Source organism: Moritella sp. PE36 (genome assembly GCF_000170855.1).
In the GTDB taxonomy this organism is placed as follows: Bacteria; Pseudomonadota; Gammaproteobacteria; order Enterobacterales; family Moritellaceae; genus Moritella.
In genome coordinates, this window is sequence record NZ_ABCQ01000068.1 from 1 (window position 1) to 20,869 (window position 20,869).

The window sequence follows — 20,869 nt, forward strand, 5'->3', positions numbered from 1 at the left end:
TCGTAGCCAAACAGCGTCATCACATGCGCGGGCGATAAGACCTAAATAGACGTCATCATCACGGTCACGCTTCTTAGGTTCAAAGTGAGGCATCCATAAAGCTAGACCTGTGAACTCGTTAATTTCTTCGAGTGCCTCAAGTGGCCTCTTCCCTGCTTTTAGTGCAAGTTCTAAATGTAAACATGCGCGCCCTGTTAGTTCATCAGCAAGACGTACACGTTTATACTCAGTGTCTACTCGGTACCATGGTTCAGGTAACACACCTAAACTAGCCACAACGTGTGCACTACGATCATCAATAAATTTAACAGCACGTTTTAGGCCGTGTTTCTTTAATCGTGCTGCACCGGCTTTATCAAGATAGTTTTTAATGTCGTAAGGAACGTTGAGTTTAGACACGACCGAACGCGCGAAAGCAAAGGCGCGATCACGAGCTGGTTCTACATTGTATTTATTTGCGTTGTTATCAACAAAACTCGCTAATTCACAACGCAGGTTATACGGCAGCTTTTTAAGTGGGTTACTTGTTTTAGTGATTGGGGTGAACATAAAAATCCTTGCCGTATTTTGCTGTATACTCAGACGCAGTCATTGTTCGTAACTGCCCTGCTTTTACTTTTATGCGTTGAATGAAATTATGCTTAGTAAAGTTTTTACGCTCACTGATCACTTCTAGATCAGCACGTAGTTTCTTAACATTAGCTAGACCACGATGCCTTTGCTCGGAGGTTAACTTATTCATCATTTATGTTTTCTAAATGAAATACGACTATTCAAATCACACTTGCCCACGCCGCGCTCAATTTTCTTACTATCCATTACTGATTGTAATTCCGTACGCAAACGCTGGACGTTAACCAAACCACGACGTCTTTGATCAATAGTTAATTTGCTCATACCTCGGCATACTCCTGCATGTCTAATACGATATAACCGCCCGCATTTTTAAGGCTACGGATAACACCTCTAAAAAGTTGACGACAATCCAATAAATAACATGCATTTTCAATTGCATCGGCTTTACTGTCATGCTCACCAATTTCAACAGTTTGAGGCTCGTTGGTTTTGGGCTCTCGAATTGTGCCGCCATTAGGGCAAATTTTTATTGCGACAAACTTCATGCTGCTACCCCAATATTTACTGACGTTGCCATTAATTCCAGGATCTTAGTTTTAGCTTCCAGTGCTGTTTGCATTGGACCTGGTTCATTTAGCCAAACGCTAGTGCGATAGAGAATCGCTGCTTCATATTGTTCAGTCGTTGAATTGATGTAATCAAAATCACGCGGCATAACTTTCACCGCAAGTGAGTCACTAATACCACTGAATTCAACCGTAATATCAATCGCATCAGGTCTTGATATGGCAATAAACATAATTTCATTAATAACGCTTTGTACTGTTTCCATAATATTCATCCTTTTTAATTACATGCCCGGCATTGGGATTCCACTTAATACTGCATCGGCAAACATGGACATGAACGGTCCAGCACCACCACAACGGTTTTCAACGTCTGATATAAGAAAAACCAATTCACGGATTGTTGAGTTTGCTTTTGTCACAATTGCGTCTTTTTTATGTCGCGTCAGTCTGCGCTCTGATTCAACCTCTAAGATGTGGCGGTTTATGTCACCCGTATGAGCTGTAACATTCATTGCACTAAGTGCTAATGGTTTAGCGCTACCCTGCTTTGGTAAACGAACGGCAATAAGACCTATCTCTAAAATGGCGCTGTTGATAATGTCGTGATTATCAGTTTCCTTAGTGATCTTGATTAATTCACTAACGGTTAATTGATGTGGTTGATTTGGATTTAACTTGTTACGCAGCATTCCACCACGCATATCACATGACTTCGCAAGCTCTTCGATATTTTCAGCCGATGCAAAACGAACACATGCGGCATCAATAACTTGGTGTACATTCCCAGGTGATTCGTACATTGAATAAACTTCCCTATCTGAGATGATGAAGATCTACAGAGCGTAGATATTTTTTGGAGTCCGAACATCCCAACCAGCAGCTTCAAGTGAACTCATTATCATTTGAGCTTGGTTAACATAAATGGTGCTGCTTTTACCCATTTGCATGGTAGGTAAAGTTCCGCGTGACGCTTGGGCGCGAACAGCGCTAATTGATTGACCAGTACGGCCGGCATATACTTCTAAAGTGATCGGCAACATATCTGGCTGAATGTTAACGACTAAGTTTTCTTTGATATTTGAATTTTTAGGCATTTGCTTTATCCAAGTTTATATACATACTTTTAGTACCTCAGCTATTGCTAAGGACGAATGCAATTAGTAATAGCTTTATGAAGCTAAGGGTTATCGCTGTTTGATTCTTCACAGATTTGAGCCAATTTCAGCATGTTAACGAATCGTGTCGCACGAAATTGATGTTGAATGAATGGAAGTGCTCCACTATCCATTTGTGATGCAATAGCTTCTTTTGTTTGGCCGGTTCGTTTTGCGAACTCAGGAATACTCAAAACTGGTGAATCTAATGCGATAGTTATCGACATAATTAGTTCCTTATGGGATTATTTGGGGTTAACACATTGAAATGACACTTAGTACCGCTCAAAACACCAAGGTGACATTTCAGAACCAATACTAGTGACTATTTGGAACCCTGTCAAATGAATTATGGCGAGAAGATAAAAGCTGTAAGAAACAGCTTAGGCATGACACAACAAAAATTTAGTGAATTCACTGATATATCAATAAGTACACTTAAGAAAGTAGAGTCAGGTGTATCAAATCCAAATATAGCTGTGATAGAAAAAATAATCGCAAAAGAAGAACTTTTTAAGTACTCCTTCTGGTTATTAAGTGAAAGATCGGAACCTAAACTAGGTCAAATATCTCCACTTGATGTAGATCAGATAGATACTTCAGGTTTGCATAACATCAATGTGAATGATCGTGATGAAGTAAATAGACCAACACCCATTTTCAAAAACAAAGACAAGAAGCACATAGAACTACCTTTCTACGAAATATCTGCATCTGCTGGCGTGGGTTTATTGGCTGAAGTTGAAGAGCGTCCAAAAACAATCAGTTTTGAACCTCACTGGTTACGTAATGAAATTGGCGTGTGCCCGAATAACGTATTTTTGATGTTAGTAGACGGCGATAGTATGCAGCCGACATTAAAGAACGGCTCGATGATCATGGTTAATCGTGATGTGGATAATCTATCTGATGGGGTTTATGTCATGCGTCATGACAACAACTTATTAGTGAAGCGATTACAGATGTTACCAGGCGGCATAATCCGTGTTAAATCTGACAATACGATGTATGACCCTTGGGAAATTACGAAGTCACAATTGGATGGTGAAGAACTAGCACTTATAGGGCGTGTGGTTTGGACTGGGCAGAAAATGTGATGAAGTATTTAGCCAATCATTCATTTTGGATAATCGCAAGTGTATGCGCCGTTTTTAGCTTTTCAATTAGCAGTATCGTTACTTCTTTCATTATCTACTTTATCGGTTTAGATAGAGGTGAACCAGAATTTAACGGCATATCAGTATTAATTGGCAGTGTTTCGACAGCGGTTACGTTTGCTTTCTTGATACTACAAAATGTCCATATTAGAAAACAACAAGAAGCGGCAAACTACAGACAAGAAAAACTAGAGGAACGACAGAATGAACTGTGGGAGACCCAACAAGTAAACATTAAATTTGAGATGTACCAAGCACATAAAAGAGAATTCTTTAGTGTTTTAGATGATATCGAGAAATCATCTAAAATGACTATTGAATTCTATGATAGAGAAAAGTTATATCGCAATATATTCCCAAAAAATAGTTTTTCAAATGTACATTTCCATATTGATATACGTGGTATTGAATACTCCAAAACTGATGATTTAGAAGCCATAAATTACCACTACAATATCATTATTGAGCAATATGACTTGATTATAAATCATAAAGAAAATGAAAATAAGCCAGAAAACAAAGGGCTTAAATCTATGGGTATAGATATACGTCAAATTGAGGTACTTAATTTCATTAATTCCCTAGAATTATTGCTCGAACTACTCCATGTAACGGTTATATCTAAAAATGATTTCGGTGATATTTGTTCTAAAGGTCATGACGGGCCAAAAGGAAATTTATTACTGAACCTATATGACTTAAAGAATTCTTTAAACGTATTAGATCATGTATTCAAAAACATAATGGCATTTACGAGTAATTCGGATATCACGGATACCCCTAGCTTTTATATTGATTACAACTTTATACATGAAGTACATAGAAATCTATTCAATGATCCTACGATACAAAATCTATATGATTTTAATCTTGACGAGAATGGATATGCAATAGGGCTTTTTAAATTCTATGACTTTTATTGGTTTCCTGAAGAGGAGGTTCTTAGAATTAAACACGACCTCGATGAATTCGTATATGATAATAATAAAATTAAAGAATTAGTTTCTGATTTTGATAAATTAGAACAAAAAATAAATTATTTTCACGATGAATTTAGACTTATTATGAAACAGCTACCCGATGAAAAGGTACAGGAATTTTATTCAATATATAAATTGTTTGACTCATTATATGATCATATTGATGACTCTAGTATTTCACTAAAACTTAAACATAATAGTTAATCTAACTATTAAATGGCATCACTTACGTTAAATCATATAATCCTTGGAAATCACGAAGTCACAGTTGGGTGTGGTGTGGTTTGGACTGGGCAAGTGTAAGCGACCTTAATGCTACTTAACGCTATTTCGTGACCTGTTTCACATAACCAAACTACCTACCTACATTACCGTAATACCACATGTAAACTCATAATTATTCTACGATAAATTCATTAAAAGAGTAGTTATGAGTTATACACCCTACGATAAAATTCAACATTAAGCGGCTCTTAACCGCGTTAAATTTGATAGTTAGATGTATGGCTAGGGAGATAACACTCGATCACAACGGGATAGTTAGATGACAGTTTTTGAACTTTTAGGCATAAAGCAAGGTGATGCGATTAAAGTAGATGACCCTTGGAGTGATAGTGGCCCTAGATTCGTAGTGCCTTTATCAATATCAAAAAATGGAATATCGATCAGAACTGTTGATACTCGTTATGGTGATATTAGATATGTAAAAGCCAATTGGGATCTTTATGCAACTGACGACGAGGTTATACAATTAAAAGACTTACCTTACATTAAGCAAAAGCTAGAGGAGTGGGAAGAGTTTAAATTAAACGGAAAAGTAGCCCATGAACGTGCAAAAACAATTTTAAAACAAGAAGATATTGAGCGTGAATATTCAACATTAGATGAAATCCTAACAACCATCAATATGACCGACATTCGAGTTGCTCTAACAGGTACACTTCCTATCCCTCGAGCAGATGCGAAATCCTTACTTGAAAGTCATGGTGCTATCGTAATGGGAAGCGTTGGTAAACAAACATCGTTCTTATTTATGGGTAATACAGGAAGACATGAAATCACGTCTAAAATGAAAAAGGCTCATGATTTGGGTGTTAAAATAATTACGTTGTAACTATAATTAGTCAGTGAAGTGACCACCGTTGTTACCAGGCGGTACTGTTCGCGTTATGCTCAGGCAGTGTAGGTATTGGCTTTTTAGCCAATACTCAGATTAGTTATACCAGAACAATATTGTAACACCTCTAATTAGGTGGCCAAAATCACTCTACCACTTCATATCAAACAACCACCATATAGCAGCTTAAGGGCTATCGTTGCCGAATCAACTACACTGTTTACTGACGATAATAGGTCAATTCAGGTACATGCTCTTCCCACCAAGCAGTAGCTATTTCAGCATAATCAATATTCATTTCTGCATCAAGAGGTTTATAAGGAAAACTCTCTACTAGTGAACGATCTAAATAAACCTTCCAAGTAGTCCCATCAGCATGTTCACCATGACAACTGTCAGGGCTGATTGGGTTATATTCATTAGGTCTCCAAGTACATCCATAAATGGTTCGGGCTGAAGCCCAACTATCATAATGAACTTGATGAGAAATAGATATTTGGTCATTTGAACCATCTTCCCAGAATATTCCATAAAAAACGGTGTCGTACTTGTCTAAGCCATCATATGTCGTTGACTCATATTGAAAGTTACCTCCTTTCATTGCCCAAGAAGAATATAATCTAGAGAACGGTTCGCCAATACCATCCCAAGCATCTTTCATAATGAAGAAATAATAACGGTAAATTTCGTTATCACTACTATCTACCGCAGCTACATGATTGTACTCAATCATAGGCATTCTAGCTGGAGGCGTTTCTACCACTGCATAATCACTAGTGCAGGAATTGTATTCAGTAACTTTTTTGATCCCGTCACGATCAGAGTAATGGATGTAATTATAGCAAGGTTTTTCACCTTCAATTGGTTCTACGGTAACATCGCAATCAATACCAAGTTCTTCACAGTAATCGAACGGTTCACCTTCTATAGGATCTATGATAATTGGGTCCTCAATAGGCTCTACAATGATATCAATAGGAATTACAGATACATCGCAATTATCTAAGTCTTCGCAATCAGGAACTGGATCTGGATATGGCAATTCTACAGGTAAACAAACCTGTGCACCTTCATAACATGGATTTTCAATAGGTTGTACAGGATCTGGGATCACTGGTTCAGAGCCAGTAGAACCATCACAGCCAGCCAATACTGAAGCGACAAGGCTTGTTACAATTAGTGATCCTTTATTAGTTAGTAATTTTTTGTTCATTTATATACAAGCTCAAAGGCCTTTGTGATTATAATAATCGACATTATAAATATTGAATATTTTAATACTATATCGTTTAGGAAGTAACTAGCCTAAATGACATAATTACTATTCACAATCTCGTTTGTAGTGATATTAGTTGACCACTTCACGTTAGATTCATTTATGTAAATTGTGTGTGAGAACCGACCCCATTTTTCGCATGATAAAATCTATGGCAAACTGAAACGTTCGCATTTTTAGTGAGTAACAACTCTATACTTTGGTGCATAATGTGTTAGATCTGTGCTGGGATTATTTATAGGTTCCACATATAATGTATCTAGAACACCTATTTTAGTCTTACATCTTCATAATAAAGATAAACATCACGTCCAATTGTTGATAGCCGTAAACTAACTCACAACTTAAAACCAAAGTACTCAATAGTTTTGCCATGCATGATTCTAGGGCTAACTTTATAGCCCCCCCCCCACTACTAAAATGAATACACCCCGCAGATAATGTATTTAGCAGATACAAACAAACATTGAATACACCTAATTTAAGCTCTATCATCATATTAACTGTATAAATAAACAGTAATAAAAGGTGGTTCAATGTCTATTAAATCTATTCCTAACGGGTATGAGGTCGATTGTCGCCCACAAGGCCGAAACGGTAAACGACACAGAAAGAAGTTTAAAACCAAAGGTGAGGCGCAGCAGTATGAGCGTTGGTTATTATCAACTCAGAACCAAAAAGGCTGGGTTGAGAAGCCGGCAGACAAACGGCCATTACGCGATTTAATCGATCTTTGGTATCACTATCATGGTCAGCAACTAAAACGCCCTGAAAAAGAGCTAAAGCATCTGTTATCCATCGATAAAGATTTAGGGTACCCAAGGGCTGACCAAGTAACGAAACAACGCTTCATGCAATTCAGAGCTGACAAAATGGCTAAAGGGAATAAGGCAACTACGATTAATCGGAGCCAAGTTAGGCTAAGTGGCGTTTTTACCGTATTGATAGATGCCGGTGAGTATCATAACGAGCACCCATTAAAGGGGATTAGCAAACTCAAGTTGCGAGCATCTGAAATGGGTTTTCTGAATAAGAAAGAGATAACTCAATTATTAAGCAACCTAAGTGGCGATGAGCTTCATGTTGCTAAGTTATGTTTATCTACCGGTGCGCGTTGGAGCGAAGCAGCAGAACTACGGGGAAATGATATTATTCATGGACGAGTTACATTCAATGATACCAAAAACGGTAAAAATAGGACTGTCCCTATCACGCCCGAATTCATGAATGAGATCCACAATGGCAAAACGGGTCGTTTGTTTAATAGTTCATATATGGAGTTTTATGATGTGCTGAAAGCACAGGGATTTGATTTACCGAAAGGTCAGGCAACACATGTATTACGACATACCTTTGCCAGTCATTTTATGATGAACGGGGGTAATATTTTAACGTTACAGAAGATACTAGGTCATTCGACGATTATGCAAACAATGACTTATGCTCACCTGGCACCAGACTATTTGAATGAAGCGATGACGCTAAACCCAATGTCCACATTGTGACCAAACTCGTGCTACATGGTGCATATCACAGCAGTACACAAGACAGTTAAGGGTATGTTTTAAATAGAAAAACCACCTTAGAGAAGCTTACAAGAAGTCGCCCGAAGGTGGTTTATTATAATTAAAACAGATATTAACCTAATTTAGCACGTAATGCCGAGCCAATATCAGCTAATGAACGTACAGTTGATACACCTGCATCTTCGAGTGCTGCAAATTTCTCATCCGCAGTACCTTTACCGCCAGCGATTATTGCGCCAGCATGACCCATACGCTTACCTGCAGGCGCTGTAACACCGGCAATGTAAGAAACCACAGGTTTAGTTACATTCGCTTTAATATAAGCTGCTGCTTCTTCTTCTGCAGTACCACCAATTTCACCAATCATAACGATTGCTTCAGTTTGCGGATCATTTTCGAATAATTCAAGTATGTCAATAAAGTTTGTACCTGGGATCGGATCACCACCGATACCAACACATGTTGATTGACCGTAACCTTCATCCGTTGTTTGTTTTACTGCTTCATACGTAAGCGTACCAGAGCGTGAAACAATACCAATTTTACCCGGTTTGTGAATGTGGCCAGGCATAATACCAATCTTACTTTCACCAGGAGTGATAACACCTGGGCAGTTAGGACCGATCATACGCACATTTTGTTGATCAAGTTTAACTTTAACTTCGATCATATCGACAGTCGGAATACCTTCTGTGATACAAACGATAAGTTCGATACCAGCATCAATTGCTTCTAAGATCGCATCTTTACAGAACGGAGCAGGTACATAGATAACAGATGCAGTTGCGCCTGTTGTTTCTACCGCATCACGTACTGTATTAAATACAGGTAAACCTAAATGTGTCGTGCCACCTTTACCAGGAGAAACACCACCAACCATTTGTGTTCCGTAATCGGCCGCTTGCTCTGAGTGGAAAGTACCTTGACCACCCGTGAAACCTTGACAGATCACTTTCGTATCTTTGTTAATTAAAATGCTCATTTATTTGCCCTCCGCTGCTGCAACAACTTGCTGCGCTGCATCCGTTAGGCTAGATGCTGCAATAATATTTAAGTCAGATTTAGCTAAAACTGCACGGCCTAATTCTGCATTGTTACCTTCAAGACGTACAACAACGGGTACTTTTACACCCACTTCTTGTACTGCACCGATAATACCTTCGGCGATCATATCGCAACGCACGATGCCACCGAAAATGTTAACAAGTACGGCTTTAACATTGTCATCAGAAAGAATGATTTTGAATGCTTCAGCAACACGTTCTTTTGTTGCGCCGCCGCCTACGTCAAGGAAGTTAGCTGGTTTTCCACCATGGATGTTAACAATATCCATGGTGCCCATTGCTAGACCTGCGCCGTTTACCATGCAACCAATACTACCGTCTAATGCAACATAGTTTAACTCAAATTTAGCAGCGTGAGCTTCACGTGCGTCTTCTTGAGTAATATCTTGCATTGCACGTAGTTTAGGTTGGCGATAAAGTGCATTTGAATCGATAGTGATTTTACCATCTAAACAAACAAGATCACCGGCACCAGTAACGATAAGTGGGTTGATTTCAAGTAGCGCCATATCACAATCAGTGAACATTTTAGCTAGACCCATAAAGATCTGTGTAAACTGCTTGATTTGAGCGCCTTGTAAACCAAGTTTGAACGCAAGCTCACGCGCTTGGAAAGGTTGTGCGCCAACAAGCGGATCAATCGTTGCTTTGTGAATTAACTCAGGAGTTTGTTCAGCAACAGTCTCAATATCAACGCCACCTTCGGTTGATGCCATAAATACAACTTTACGAGAACCACGATCGATAACAGCACCAAGGTAAAGTTCATTAGCGATATCACCCGCAGCTTCAACAAGAATTTGTGAAACTGGTTGGCCTTTCGCATCTGTTTGATAAGTAACTATGTTTTTACCTAACCAATACTCAGCGAATGCGGTGATTTCTTCTTTAGAAGTTACAAGCTTAACACCACCTGCTTTACCACGCCCACCGGCGTGAACTTGACACTTAGCAACCCATTTATCGCCACCAATTTTGTCAGCGAAGGCTGCAGCTTCATGAGGTACGTTTGTTGCGTAACCTTCTGGAACTGGCAAACCATATTCAGCAAAAAGTTGTTTTGCCTGATACTCATGCAGATTCATGCTCGTATATCCATGTTATTAGCCACTAGGGCTTGTCCCAAAACTTACGCCTCAAAATAAGGCGTAAGCTATTAAATTAACTAAACTAAACTAAACATTACTAAACATTACTAAACTAAAAATTACACATCTAAAAGAAGACGAGTTGGGTCTTCTAATAATTCTTTGATTGTTACTAAGAAACCAACTGACTCTTTGCCATCAACGATACGGTGATCGTAAGAAAGCGCCAGATACATCATCGGCAGAATGACAACTTGACCATCGACAGCCATTGGACGATCTTGGATTTTATGCATACCCAAGATGGCACTTTGTGGTGGATTGATGATTGGTGTTGACATTAATGAACCAAATACACCACCGTTAGTTACCGTGAAGTTACCACCAGTAAGGTCTTCAATTGACAATTTACCATCACGACCTTTAAGCGCTAAATGACGAATGTTCTTCTCGATATCAGCAAGGCTCATCGAGTCACAATCACGTAGTACTGGCGTCACAAGACCACGAGGTGTTGAAATAGCGATACTTACATCAAAGTAGTTATGATAAACAATATCAGTACCATCAAGTGACGCATTCACTTCTGGGTAACGTTTTAACGCTTCAACAACCGCTTTCACGTAGAAAGACATGAAACCTAAACGAATACCATGACGCTCTTCAAATATATCTTTATACTGCTTACGAAGATCCATGATAGGTTTCATGTTAACTTCGTTAAACGTGGTCAGCATTGCCGTTGAGTTTTTAGCTTCTAATAGACGTTCAGCAATACGCTTACGTAAACGCGTCATAGGCACACGTTTTTCGCTACGACCAGGTTGAAGTTCAACTGGAGCACTAACTACAGGTGCTGGCGCTGCGGCTTTTGCCACTGGTGCTACAGCTGGAGCTGATAATGCTTTTTCGACATCTTCTTTTATGATCAGGCCATTTTTTCCGGTACCCGTAATCTTAGAAGCATCTAAACCTTTTTCTGCAATAAGACGACGAACAGCTGGACTTGCGTCTACTGATTCTTCACTTGCTGCAGCTGGTTTATCTTTTGTTTCTTCGCCAGCGACAGCGCCGACTTTCAGCTTACCAATCACTTGCTGACCAAGAACGGTTGCACCGTCATCTTCAATAATTTCAACAAGCACACCAGCTTCAACAGCCGGCACTTCTAAAATAACTTTGTCAGTTTCAATTTCTACAATAATGTCATCACGCTCAACAGCATCGCCAGGGCGTTTATGCCATATTGCAATAGCTGCATCTGCTACAGATTCTGGCAGTACAGGTACCAAAATTTCAATTGTCATTTTCATAATTCCTTTAATAAACTATTTCTGTGCAACAGTTAAAGCATCTTCAATAAGTGCTAACTGTTGTTTTGTATGTACAGACATGTAACCGACTGCAGGAGATGCTGATGCAGCACGTCCAGCATAACTTAACTTCGCCCCTTGCGGGATTGCGCCCCAGAAATTATGCTGACTTGAATACCAAGCACCCTGATTCTGAGGTTCTTCTTGACACCAAACAAACTGGTCGACGTGTTGATACTCTGCAAATACAGCTGCAATTTCTGCATGTGGGAAAGGATAAAGCTGCTCAATACGTACAATAGCAACATCCGTCTGACCCGCTTTACGACGTGTTTCTAGTAAATCGAAATACACTTTACCACTACACATCACAACACGTTTAACTTGTGCTGAATCGAGCGTATCAATTTCACCAATTATGTTTTGGAACGTGCCATCGGCTAATTCAGATAAACTAGAAATAGCTAATGGGTGACGTAATAACGATTTAGGTGTCATCACGATCAATGGACGACGCATTGGGCGTACTGTTTGACGACGCAGCATATGATAAACCTGCGCAGGTGTACTAGGTACACACACTTGCCAGTTGTGCTCAGCACACATTTGCATATAACGTTCTAAACGTGCAGATGAATGCTCAGGACCTTGCCCTTCATAGCCATGTGGTAACAATACTGTTAAGCCACACATACGACCCCATTTCTGTTCGCCAGAAGAAAGGAATTGATCAAATACAACTTGTGCGCCATTGGCGAAATCACCAAACTGTGCTTCCCAAATAGTTAAACCACTTGGTTCAGTCGTCGCATAACCATATTCAAACGCTAATACCGCGGCTTCAGACAATACTGAATCGTGAATAGTTAGCTCACCTTGTTCAGGTTTTAAATTAGCTAATGGCGTGTATGTACTGGCGTCGTCTTGATTATGTACCACTGCATGGCGATGGAAGAAAGTACCACGACCCACATCTTGTCCAGTAAGACGGACTTTGTAGTTATCATCAAGTAATGTTGCATATGCAAGCGTTTCAGCAAAACCCCAATCACATGGTTTCTCACCTTTTGCCATTAAAATACGGTCTGAATAAATCTTTTGAACACGAGATTGGATCTTGTGCCCTTCAGGTACTGCCGTCATTTTCAATGCAAGGTCAGATAATTTATCTTGAGGAACTTGTGATTGATAAGGCATATCCCATTCGTGTTTTAAGTATGGGTTCCAATCAACGGAGTGCTGTTGCATTGGGCGCCATTCTTTAACAACACATTCACCATGATCAAGTTGATCACGATATTCGTTAATATAGCCCGTTGCTTCAGCAGCATCAATAACGCCTTCATTTACAAGTTGATCAGCATATATTTTACGTGGCGTTGGGTGTTTTTTGATTTTCTTATACATTAATGGCTGTGTTGCACTTGGTTCATCAGCTTCATTATGGCCATGGCGGCGATAACAAACTAAATCAATCACAACATCACGCTTAAATGTATTACGGAAATCAAGTGCGATTTGTGTTACCAATACAACAGCTTCAGGGTCATCTGCATTAACATGGAAGATGGGGGCCTGAACCATTTTTGCGATATCCGTACAGTATTCTGTAGAACGCATATCTTTCGGGTTTGATGTTGTAAAACCAACTTGGTTATTGACAACAATTCGAATTGTACCACCAATGCCATAAGCTCGTGTTTGCGACATATTGAATGTCTCAGCAACAACACCTTGGCCAGTAATTGCAGAATCACCATGAATTGTAATTGCCAGTACATCATCACCGTTAGTGCTACCATAACGTTCTTGACGTGCACGAACAGAGCCCATGACTACTGGGTTAACAATTTCTAAATGCGATGGATTAAAAGCAAGTGCTAAATGTACATTACCGCCTGGCGTACTGAAATCAGAACTGAAGCCCTGATGATATTTAACATCACCCGCACCCCATGCGTCACCGTGTTTACCAGCAAATTCATCAAACAGGTCATTTGGTTTTTTACCAAGTACATTCACCAGCATATTCAGTCTGCCGCGATGCGCCATACCAATAACGGTTTCTTTGATACCTTGTTCACCACTACGACGAATTAATTCTTTCATCATTGGAATCAGTGCATCACCGCCCTCAAGCGAGAAACGTTTTGCACCAGGGAACTTAGCACCAAGGTATTTTTCCAGACCTTCAGCCGCGGTTAAGTTATCTAAAAATCGTAATTTATCTTCTTTTTCAAACTCAGGCGTGCTTTCAACTGATTCTAAACGGCTTTGGATCCAACGTTTTTCTTCAGTAGAAACAATATGCATATACTCAGCTGCAATTGAACCACAATAGGTTTTTTGTAACGAAGTATAAAGCGCACTAAGTTTCATGCTTTCTTGGCCAATTGCATATGAACCAACATTAAAACTGGCATCAAAATCAGCATCAGAAAGATTGTGATATGCCGGGTCTAGATCTTGTACACGATCACGTTTCCAAAGACCTAATGGATCTAAGTTAGCATGTTGATGACCTCGAAAACGAAAAGCATTGATTAACTGTAATACTTTAACCTGTTTCGCATCATTATGTGGGTCGCTTACTTGAGCAGCATATCGAGAGGTATCTTTCGCCAGGCGAATGAAATAATCCTTTACAGGACCATGTGGAACTTCTTTAGTATTATCAACTTTAGGTAGCTCTAAAAATACAGTTTGCCATTCTTCGCTAACTGAATCTGGATCTGCCAAAAATTGCTCATATAGATCTTCAATGTATGTCTGGTTCGCACCGGCTAGATGAGAGGATTCTAACCAGGCTTTCATGACGTTATTCTGCATTCTCTGCCCTTTTCACTTTAAATGTCCACCGCGCCAGAGATGGTAGCAAAGATTTTAAATTACTTGGCCATTCCCAACGGAATGACCATTGTAACTAAAAACTAACAAAAAACATTGCTACACCGCACGTTGTAGTAACATAGACTTAATATTACCGATTGCTTTTGTAGGATTTAGACCTTTAGGACACACGTTTACACAGTTCATAATACCGTGACAACGGAATACACTAAACGCATCGTCTAATTCTGATAAACGTTGTTCAGTTGCTGTGTCACGACTATCGATTAAGAAACGATAAGCCGCTAATAAGCCTGCAGGACCAACGAACTTGTCAGGGTTCCACCAGAATGATGGGCATGACGTTGAACAACATGCACATAAGATACACTCATAGAGGCCATCTAACTTCTCACGTTCTTCAGGAGACTGAAGGTGTTCGCGAGCCGGTGGAATTGCACTTTCGTCTGTAATTAAGAACGGTTTGATACGTGCGTAGTTATCATAGAACTGCGTCATATCAATCACGAGATCTCGGACCACTGGCAAACCAGGTAACGGTCGAATTACAATCGTTTTGTTCATATTCAGATCAGATAGAGGTGTGATACACGCGAGGCCATTTTTGCCATTCATGTTAACACCGTCTGATCCACATACACCTTCACGGCAAGAACGACGGAAAGCTAATGTCGCATCTTTTTCTTTTAACAAGATAAGTGCATCAAGCACCATCATGTCTGAACCTTCAGGAATTTCTAGGCTCATTTCTTTCATTTTAGGCTTGCTATCAACATCAGGGTTATAGCGGTAAATTGAAAATTTAACTTGCATCTTGATCCCTTATGTTTAGTAAACGCGTGGTTTCGGCACAAAGTGCTTCAACTGTTCATCAGTTAACAAATTCGGTGAAAGATTCACTTCACGCGTTGCCATTTCTTCAGTTTCAGGCAAGTACAGTGAATGGCATAACCAATTCTCATCATCACGATCTGGATAATCAAAACGACTGTGCGCGCCACGGCTTTCTTTACGGAAATTAGCCGCATGCGCGGTTGCAAATGCCGTTTCCATCAGATTATCAAGCTCTAGACATTCGATACGCTGGGTATTGAACTCTGTTGAGTTGTCATCTAAGCGTGCATTATCTAAACGCTTACGAATGGCTCTAAGTTGCTCAAGACCTTCGGCCATTGACTCACCTTCACGGAATACTGAGAAGTTAAGTTGCATACATTGCTGTAGATCTTTACGGATCTGAACAGGGTCCTCACCTTCTTTGTTACTTTCCCAGCGATTTAAACGCTCAAGAGATGTATCAATGTTAGCGTCTGTCGCTTCTTGTGGCTCTGGAATTGTATCAAGCACTTTACCTAAATAGTTACCTGCAGCACGACCAAATACAACCAGATCAAGCAGTGAGTTACCACCTAAGCGATTAGCACCATGCACAGATACGCAGGCGATTTCACCAACCGCAAATAGACCTGCAACAACTTCCATGCTGCCATCTTCTTTACGTGTTAATACTTCACCGTTAATATTTGCAGGTAAACCACCCATCATATAGTGACAAGTCGGTATTACTGGAATTGGTTCTTTAACTGGATCTACGTGAGCAAAGGTACGTGATAATTCACAAATACCTGGTAAACGAGACTCAAGTACGTCTTCACCTAAGTGATCAAGTTTAAGTTTTAGATGCGGACCCCAAGGACCATCACACGCACGACCTTCACGGATCTCAGTCATCATTGAACGAGCAACAACGTCTCGACTGGCAAGATCTTTCGCGTTAGGCGCATAACGTTCCATGAAACGTTCGCCGTCTTTATTTAGAAGGTAACCACCTTCACCACGACAACCTTCAGTTACAAGTACACCAGCGCCAGCAATACCCGTTGGGTGAAACTGCCACATTTCCATGTCTTGAACTGGAATACCAGCACGAATAGCCATACCAATACCGTCACCAGTATTAATGTGTGCATTCGTTGTTGAAGAATAGATACGACCAGCGCCACCCGTTGCAAATACCGTTGCTTTGGTTTTGAAGTAGCAGATTTCGCCAGTTTCAATATCAATTGCAGTACAACCAGTGATAATACCTTCGTCATTTTTAACAAGGTCTAGTGCGTACCATTCAGAAAATACTTTAGTTTCGTTTTTAATATTTTGCTGATACAGCAAATGTAATAACGCATGACCAGTACGATCGGCAGCAGCAGCTGTACGAGCCGCCTGTGCGCCACCGTATGCTAGTGACTGGCCACCAAATGGACGTTGATAAATAGTACCATCTTCAAAACGAGAGAATGGTAGACCCATGTGCTCAAGTTCTAAAATTGCTTCAGGGCCCGTTTTACACATAAATTCGATAGCGTCTTGGTCACCGATATAATCAGAGCCTTTAACAGTATCGTACATGTGCCATGTCCAATCATCTTCATGTGAATTACCTAATGCAACGGTAATACCACCTTGAGCAGATACGGTATGTGAACGAGTTGGAAAAACTTTAGATAAAAGCGCACAACTTTTACCTGACTTAGATATTGATAGCGCAGCACGCATACCAGCACCACCGGCACCAATAACTACTGCGTCAAATTCGCGAACTGGAATACTCACTTATAACCCCCAAAGAACAACAAAACCAACAAGCGCATAAATAAATGCAGTGGTTGTTAGAATAAACTGTAATGCACCACGTAAACCGGTTGATTTAACATAGTCAGTTAATACCTGCCACACACCAATCCACGCATGGATGACGATAGCGATAAGGGTAAGAAGGGTGAATACTTTATTGCCAGTGCTTGCAAAGAAATCAGACCATACTTGATAAGTAAGGTCGTTAAATGCAACGAAACCAACAAAATAAAATGTATATAGTGCCATGATGATGGCGGTTGCACGGATCATGATGAAATCATGAGTACCACTGCGGCCATAAGTTGCTGCGTTAGTTACCATACCATTATCCCCGCTAGGATTGATAAAACAACGGTTGCAACAAAAGACACTTTCGCACTTAATGCACCCGATTCAAGTTCTTCAAAATAACCCATGTCCATCAATAAATGACGGATACCACCTGCAATATGATATGCAAGTGCTGTTAGGATTCCCCAAAGAATGAATGTACCAAAGAAACCAGACACAATTTCTTGTGCATTTTGGAAACCTTGTTCAGAAGATAATGATTCTGCCAGTAACCATAATAGGATACCCACAGCAAATAGCATTATTACACCCGAGATACGGTGTAGAATCGATGCGATTGCTGTGATTGGCATATCTATAGTCTGCAGATCTAAATTTACAGGTCTTTGCTTTTTCACGATATCGCTCACTCAGCTCCATTGAGCATAATTATTATTATATTGACACAGATCACAGAATTGTATTATTTTCATAACAAATTACTTTCAAATGAAAGCCCTTGTTTATTTCTTGTTCAAATCGTAAATAAAACAACAATTAGAAGCACTTACATGACAAGAACAAAATTAAAACAAGGACTCTTGATCCGGTAATAAGTATACCTATATCACAATTTATTTACAATTATAAAAGCCCTTCTAGCAACATTTACCTTGAAATTGAAACATAGGTTAACCTTTTAGTGCTTTTTCATTGATTATTTTGTAACAAAATTGACATTAGTAATTATTAAAGGTAGCTTTAGCTTCGAATTTCATGAAGAAATCTAATTATAAATAAGCAAAGGAGCCGTGCTATGGCTAATCTAAAGGCCACGTTAAACCTACCCGGCCAAGAGCCAGTTGAACTTCCGATTTTATCTGGTACAGCTGGTCACGATGTTATCGACATTCGTACCCTAGGTAGTAAAGGATATTTCACCCATGATCCAGGTTTTATGGCAACGTCATCGTGTGAGTCAAAAATCACCTATATTGACGGTGAAGAGGGTATCCTACTACATCGCGGTTACGCTATTGATGACTTAGCATTTAATGCAGATTATTTAGAAGTTTGTTATATTATTCTTTATGGTGATGCGCCATCTAAAGAACAATATGAAAAATTCAAAGCGACAGTACATAAACACACCATGGTGCATGAGCAATTTGCATCTTTCTTCAAAGGTTTCCGCCGTGATTCTCATCCAATGGCGATCCTTTGTGGTGTTTCAGGCGCACTTGCAGCCTTTTATCATGATTCGCTAGATGTGACTAATCAACGTCACCGAGAAATTTCGGCATTTCGTTTATTATCTAAAATGCCGACAATTGCAGCAATGTGTTACAAATATTCAATTGGGCAACCTTTTGTATACCCTGACAACAGCCTTTCATACGCAGGTAACTTCCTTAAAATGATGTTCTCTGTACCGTGTGAAGAGTATGTCGTTAATCCGGTGATAGAAAAAGCCATGGATCGTATCTTTACGCTTCATGCAGATCATGAACAAAATGCATCTACATCAACAGTTCGACTTGCTGGTTCGTCAGGTGCTAACCCATTTGCATGTATCGCAGCGGGTATTGCATCACTATGGGGTCCTGCTCACGGCGGTGCAAATGAAGCTTGTCTAACAATGCTTGAAGAGATCGGCAGCGTTGATCGTATTCCAGAGTTTATCGCTCGTGCTAAAGACAAAGCAGACCCGTTCCGTCTAATGGGCTTTGGTCATCGTGTTTACAAGAATAAAGATCCACGTGCGACAGTGATGCGTAAGAGTTGTCACGAAGTGCTAAAAGAGCTAAACATTAGTGATCCGTTATTAGATGTAGCGATGGAACTTGAGCGTATTGCGCTTGAAGACCCTTACTTCATCGAGAAGAAACTCTATCCAAATGTAGATTTCTATTCAGGTATTACATTACGTGCTATTGGTATCCCTGTTTCTATGTTCACGGTTATTTTTGCATTAGGCCGTACTGTAGGTTGGATTGCGCACTGGAACGAAATGTTAAGTCAACCTGGACAGAAAATTGGTCGTCCTCGTCAGTTGTATACTGGTGAAGCACACCGTCCATTTAAAAAACTTGACGATAGAGATTAGTCTTAACGTGAGTGACTAGACTTAGTTACAAACCTAAAGATTAGTTAAACAAAAAGGCTTCTGATTTATATCAGAAGCCTTTTTTTATCTCTATGCAATAGTTTAAACAAGAGCTCTCATACATCAGCTAGGTTATTTTCGAACAGACAGTATACTTTCCTACTAGTGGTTGAACGATTAACTGATTCAATATAGCTGCTGAACGTCCTAAATTCGCTAATCAACTGTATTATTCTTGACGACTAAACTGTGTTTGCAGTGTTGCCGTTAATTGTGCGCTCATCATCGCTCTGAGTGATGCTGGTTTAACTAATTTACGTAATAAACCGACTTTAACGGCGGCAGCCTTATCAGCAATGCCCGCCTCTGTTGTCGCCGTAATAAGAATAGCGGGTATCGCAGGGTTTATTTCTCTTAACACTGAGATTAATGCTAACCCATCCTCACCATTATCTAATTGATAGTCCACCAACAAGATATCGAAATCACATTGCTTAAATAATGCCTTCGCACTTGCGATTGAGTTAGCGCCATAAACCTCACAGTCCCAACTGCTCATGAGTTCTAACATGCCCTCTAAAATAGCCGGGTTGTTATCGATGCAGAGCACTGCGGTTCCAGTAAGGTCCGTGGGCACAATAATGGGCGTAGGATTATCTTGTTGTAATGCCGTCGCTTCACAGAGTTGCAGACTAAATCGACAACCTCTGCCTTCAATTGAATCAAGCCTCAGTTGATGCTGTAATAATACCGCTAAGCTATTACAAATACTAAGCCCGAGTCCTAACCCATCATTGGAGCCATTATTGTCTTTTAATTGGCTAAATTGCTCGAACACTCGAGCTTGATCTTTTGCCGCAATACCTGGGCCATTATCTAATAATTGAATACTTAACTGGCCACTTTTCCGCCGACAACCGAGCAATACTCGTCCAGGACTGGCATAGCGAAATGCGTTACCGATTAAATTTTGTAAAATGCGACGTAGCAGGTGTTTATCGGTATTAACCCAATGCTTTGTCGGCATAATAGTAAAGGTAACGCCATGTTGTTTCGCTGCTGCTGAAAATTCATTAGCAAGCTGAGTAAATAAATCATTTAACGCAAAGGTCTCTATATGTGGCTTGATGCTGCCACTCTCTATTCGCGCAACTTCTGCTAGATTAACAATCATTTCATTAGCGACTT

22 protein-coding genes and 1 pseudogene are annotated in these 20,869 nt (G+C 39.9%); 5 read left to right on the forward strand and 18 right to left on the reverse strand.

What is annotated here, in order from left to right; genetic code table 11:
* From PE36_RS21365 to PE36_RS21395, 8 genes and pseudogenes are all read right to left on the reverse strand, one after another.
* Positions 1 to 549: pseudogene (locus PE36_RS21365) on the reverse strand (replication endonuclease); the annotation flags it as partial.
* A complete protein-coding gene (locus PE36_RS21370; protein ID WP_006034190.1) occupies positions 530 to 745 on the reverse strand; it encodes a hypothetical protein in 216 nt (71 codons plus the stop codon). The gene PE36_RS21370 and the pseudogene PE36_RS21365, both read right to left, overlap by 20 nt.
* Positions 742 to 897 (reverse strand): hypothetical protein, encoded by a 156-nt coding sequence (locus tag PE36_RS24645; RefSeq protein ID WP_006034191.1) that lies wholly within the window; start codon positions 895 to 897, stop codon positions 742 to 744. The genes PE36_RS21370 and PE36_RS24645 overlap by 4 nt, the downstream gene beginning before the upstream one ends.
* Positions 894 to 1,121 (reverse strand): hypothetical protein, encoded by a 228-nt coding sequence (locus PE36_RS21375; RefSeq protein ID WP_006034192.1) that lies wholly within the window; start codon positions 1,119 to 1,121, stop codon positions 894 to 896. The genes PE36_RS24645 and PE36_RS21375 overlap by 4 nt, the downstream gene beginning before the upstream one ends.
* Entirely contained in the window at positions 1,118 to 1,408 is a 291-nt protein-coding gene (locus PE36_RS21380; RefSeq protein ID WP_043994952.1) for a hypothetical protein, read from the reverse strand. Before PE36_RS21380 ends, PE36_RS21375 begins: the two co-directional genes overlap by 4 nt.
* 18 nt (positions 1,409 to 1,426) lie before the next feature.
* Entirely contained in the window at positions 1,427 to 1,945 is a 519-nt protein-coding gene (locus PE36_RS21385) for a phage regulatory CII family protein (protein WP_006034194.1), read from the reverse strand.
* A gap of 33 nt (positions 1,946 to 1,978) precedes the next feature.
* Entirely contained in the window at positions 1,979 to 2,239 is a 261-nt protein-coding gene (locus tag PE36_RS21390; RefSeq protein WP_006034195.1) for a hypothetical protein, read from the reverse strand.
* An 83-nt stretch (positions 2,240 to 2,322) separates the two neighbouring features.
* Positions 2,323 to 2,526: a hypothetical protein gene (locus tag PE36_RS21395; protein WP_006034196.1), complete on the reverse strand. Its 204-nt coding sequence runs from the start codon at positions 2,524 to 2,526 to the stop codon at positions 2,323 to 2,325.
* A gap of 117 nt (positions 2,527 to 2,643) precedes the next feature.
* Here PE36_RS21395 and PE36_RS21400 point away from each other — a divergent pair, with 117 nt between their 5' ends.
* The 3 genes from PE36_RS21400 to PE36_RS21410 all read left to right on the forward strand — a co-directional run bounded on the left by PE36_RS21400 (position 2,644) and on the right by PE36_RS21410 (position 5,550).
* Positions 2,644 to 3,396: a helix-turn-helix transcriptional regulator gene (locus PE36_RS21400; RefSeq protein WP_006034197.1), complete on the forward strand. Its 753-nt coding sequence runs from the start codon at positions 2,644 to 2,646 to the stop codon at positions 3,394 to 3,396.
* The gene (locus tag PE36_RS21405; protein ID WP_157517833.1) at positions 3,375 to 4,640 is read left to right on the forward strand and encodes a hypothetical protein; all 1,266 of its coding nucleotides are present in this window, start codon (positions 3,375 to 3,377) and stop codon (positions 4,638 to 4,640) included. The genes PE36_RS21400 and PE36_RS21405 overlap by 22 nt, the downstream gene beginning before the upstream one ends.
* A gap of 340 nt (positions 4,641 to 4,980) precedes the next feature.
* Complete coding sequence (locus PE36_RS21410) at positions 4,981 to 5,550, forward strand: BRCT domain-containing protein (RefSeq protein ID WP_006034199.1); 570 nt, start codon at positions 4,981 to 4,983, stop codon at positions 5,548 to 5,550.
* Between the two features lie 223 nt (positions 5,551 to 5,773).
* Here the strand turns inward: PE36_RS21410 and PE36_RS21415 are convergent, their stop codons facing one another.
* Entirely contained in the window at positions 5,774 to 6,766 is a 993-nt protein-coding gene (locus PE36_RS21415) for a hypothetical protein (RefSeq protein ID WP_006034200.1), read from the reverse strand.
* Between the two features lie 599 nt (positions 6,767 to 7,365).
* On the opposite strand from PE36_RS21415, the gene PE36_RS21420 reads away from it, so the two are divergent.
* Positions 7,366 to 8,334, forward strand: coding sequence for a tyrosine-type recombinase/integrase (locus PE36_RS21420; protein WP_006034201.1), 969 nt, complete (start codon positions 7,366 to 7,368; stop codon positions 8,332 to 8,334).
* Positions 8,335 to 8,467: 133 nt separating this feature from the next.
* Here the strand turns inward: PE36_RS21420 and sucD are convergent, their stop codons facing one another.
* The 8 genes from sucD to sdhC all read right to left on the reverse strand — a co-directional run bounded on the left by sucD (position 8,468) and on the right by sdhC (position 18,005).
* Positions 8,468 to 9,337, reverse strand: coding sequence for a succinate--CoA ligase subunit alpha (gene sucD / locus PE36_RS21425; protein WP_006034202.1), 870 nt, complete (start codon positions 9,335 to 9,337; stop codon positions 8,468 to 8,470).
* Positions 9,338 to 10,504, reverse strand: coding sequence for an ADP-forming succinate--CoA ligase subunit beta (sucC, locus tag PE36_RS21430; protein WP_006034203.1), 1,167 nt, complete (start codon positions 10,502 to 10,504; stop codon positions 9,338 to 9,340).
* A gap of 122 nt (positions 10,505 to 10,626) precedes the next feature.
* Positions 10,627 to 11,814, reverse strand: coding sequence for a 2-oxoglutarate dehydrogenase complex dihydrolipoyllysine-residue succinyltransferase (odhB, locus tag PE36_RS21435; protein ID WP_006034204.1), 1,188 nt, complete (start codon positions 11,812 to 11,814; stop codon positions 10,627 to 10,629).
* Positions 11,815 to 11,835: 21 nt separating this feature from the next.
* A complete protein-coding gene (gene sucA / locus PE36_RS21440) occupies positions 11,836 to 14,649 on the reverse strand; it encodes a 2-oxoglutarate dehydrogenase E1 component (RefSeq protein WP_006034205.1) in 2,814 nt (937 codons plus the stop codon).
* A gap of 117 nt (positions 14,650 to 14,766) precedes the next feature.
* Positions 14,767 to 15,483, reverse strand: coding sequence for a succinate dehydrogenase iron-sulfur subunit (locus tag PE36_RS21445; protein WP_006034206.1), 717 nt, complete (start codon positions 15,481 to 15,483; stop codon positions 14,767 to 14,769).
* A 15-nt stretch (positions 15,484 to 15,498) separates the two neighbouring features.
* Complete coding sequence (gene sdhA / locus PE36_RS21450; RefSeq protein ID WP_006034207.1) at positions 15,499 to 17,280, reverse strand: succinate dehydrogenase flavoprotein subunit; 1,782 nt, start codon at positions 17,278 to 17,280, stop codon at positions 15,499 to 15,501.
* Complete coding sequence (gene sdhD / locus PE36_RS21455) at positions 17,281 to 17,625, reverse strand: succinate dehydrogenase, hydrophobic membrane anchor protein (RefSeq protein ID WP_006034208.1); 345 nt, start codon at positions 17,623 to 17,625, stop codon at positions 17,281 to 17,283. It abuts the gene before it with no gap.
* Complete coding sequence (gene sdhC, locus PE36_RS21460; RefSeq protein ID WP_006034209.1) at positions 17,619 to 18,005, reverse strand: succinate dehydrogenase cytochrome b556 subunit; 387 nt, start codon at positions 18,003 to 18,005, stop codon at positions 17,619 to 17,621. The genes sdhD and sdhC overlap by 7 nt, the downstream gene beginning before the upstream one ends.
* A gap of 386 nt (positions 18,006 to 18,391) precedes the next feature.
* Here sdhC and PE36_RS21465 point away from each other — a divergent pair, with 386 nt between their 5' ends.
* Positions 18,392 to 19,681, forward strand: a complete 1,290-nt coding sequence (locus PE36_RS21465) for a citrate synthase (protein ID WP_006034210.1) — start codon at positions 18,392 to 18,394, stop codon at positions 19,679 to 19,681.
* Positions 19,682 to 19,910: 229 nt separating this feature from the next.
* Here the strand turns inward: PE36_RS21465 and PE36_RS21470 are convergent.
* A partial coding sequence (locus tag PE36_RS21470; RefSeq protein ID WP_006034211.1) for a hybrid sensor histidine kinase/response regulator occupies positions 19,911 to 20,869 on the reverse strand: 959 nt, incomplete at its 5' end.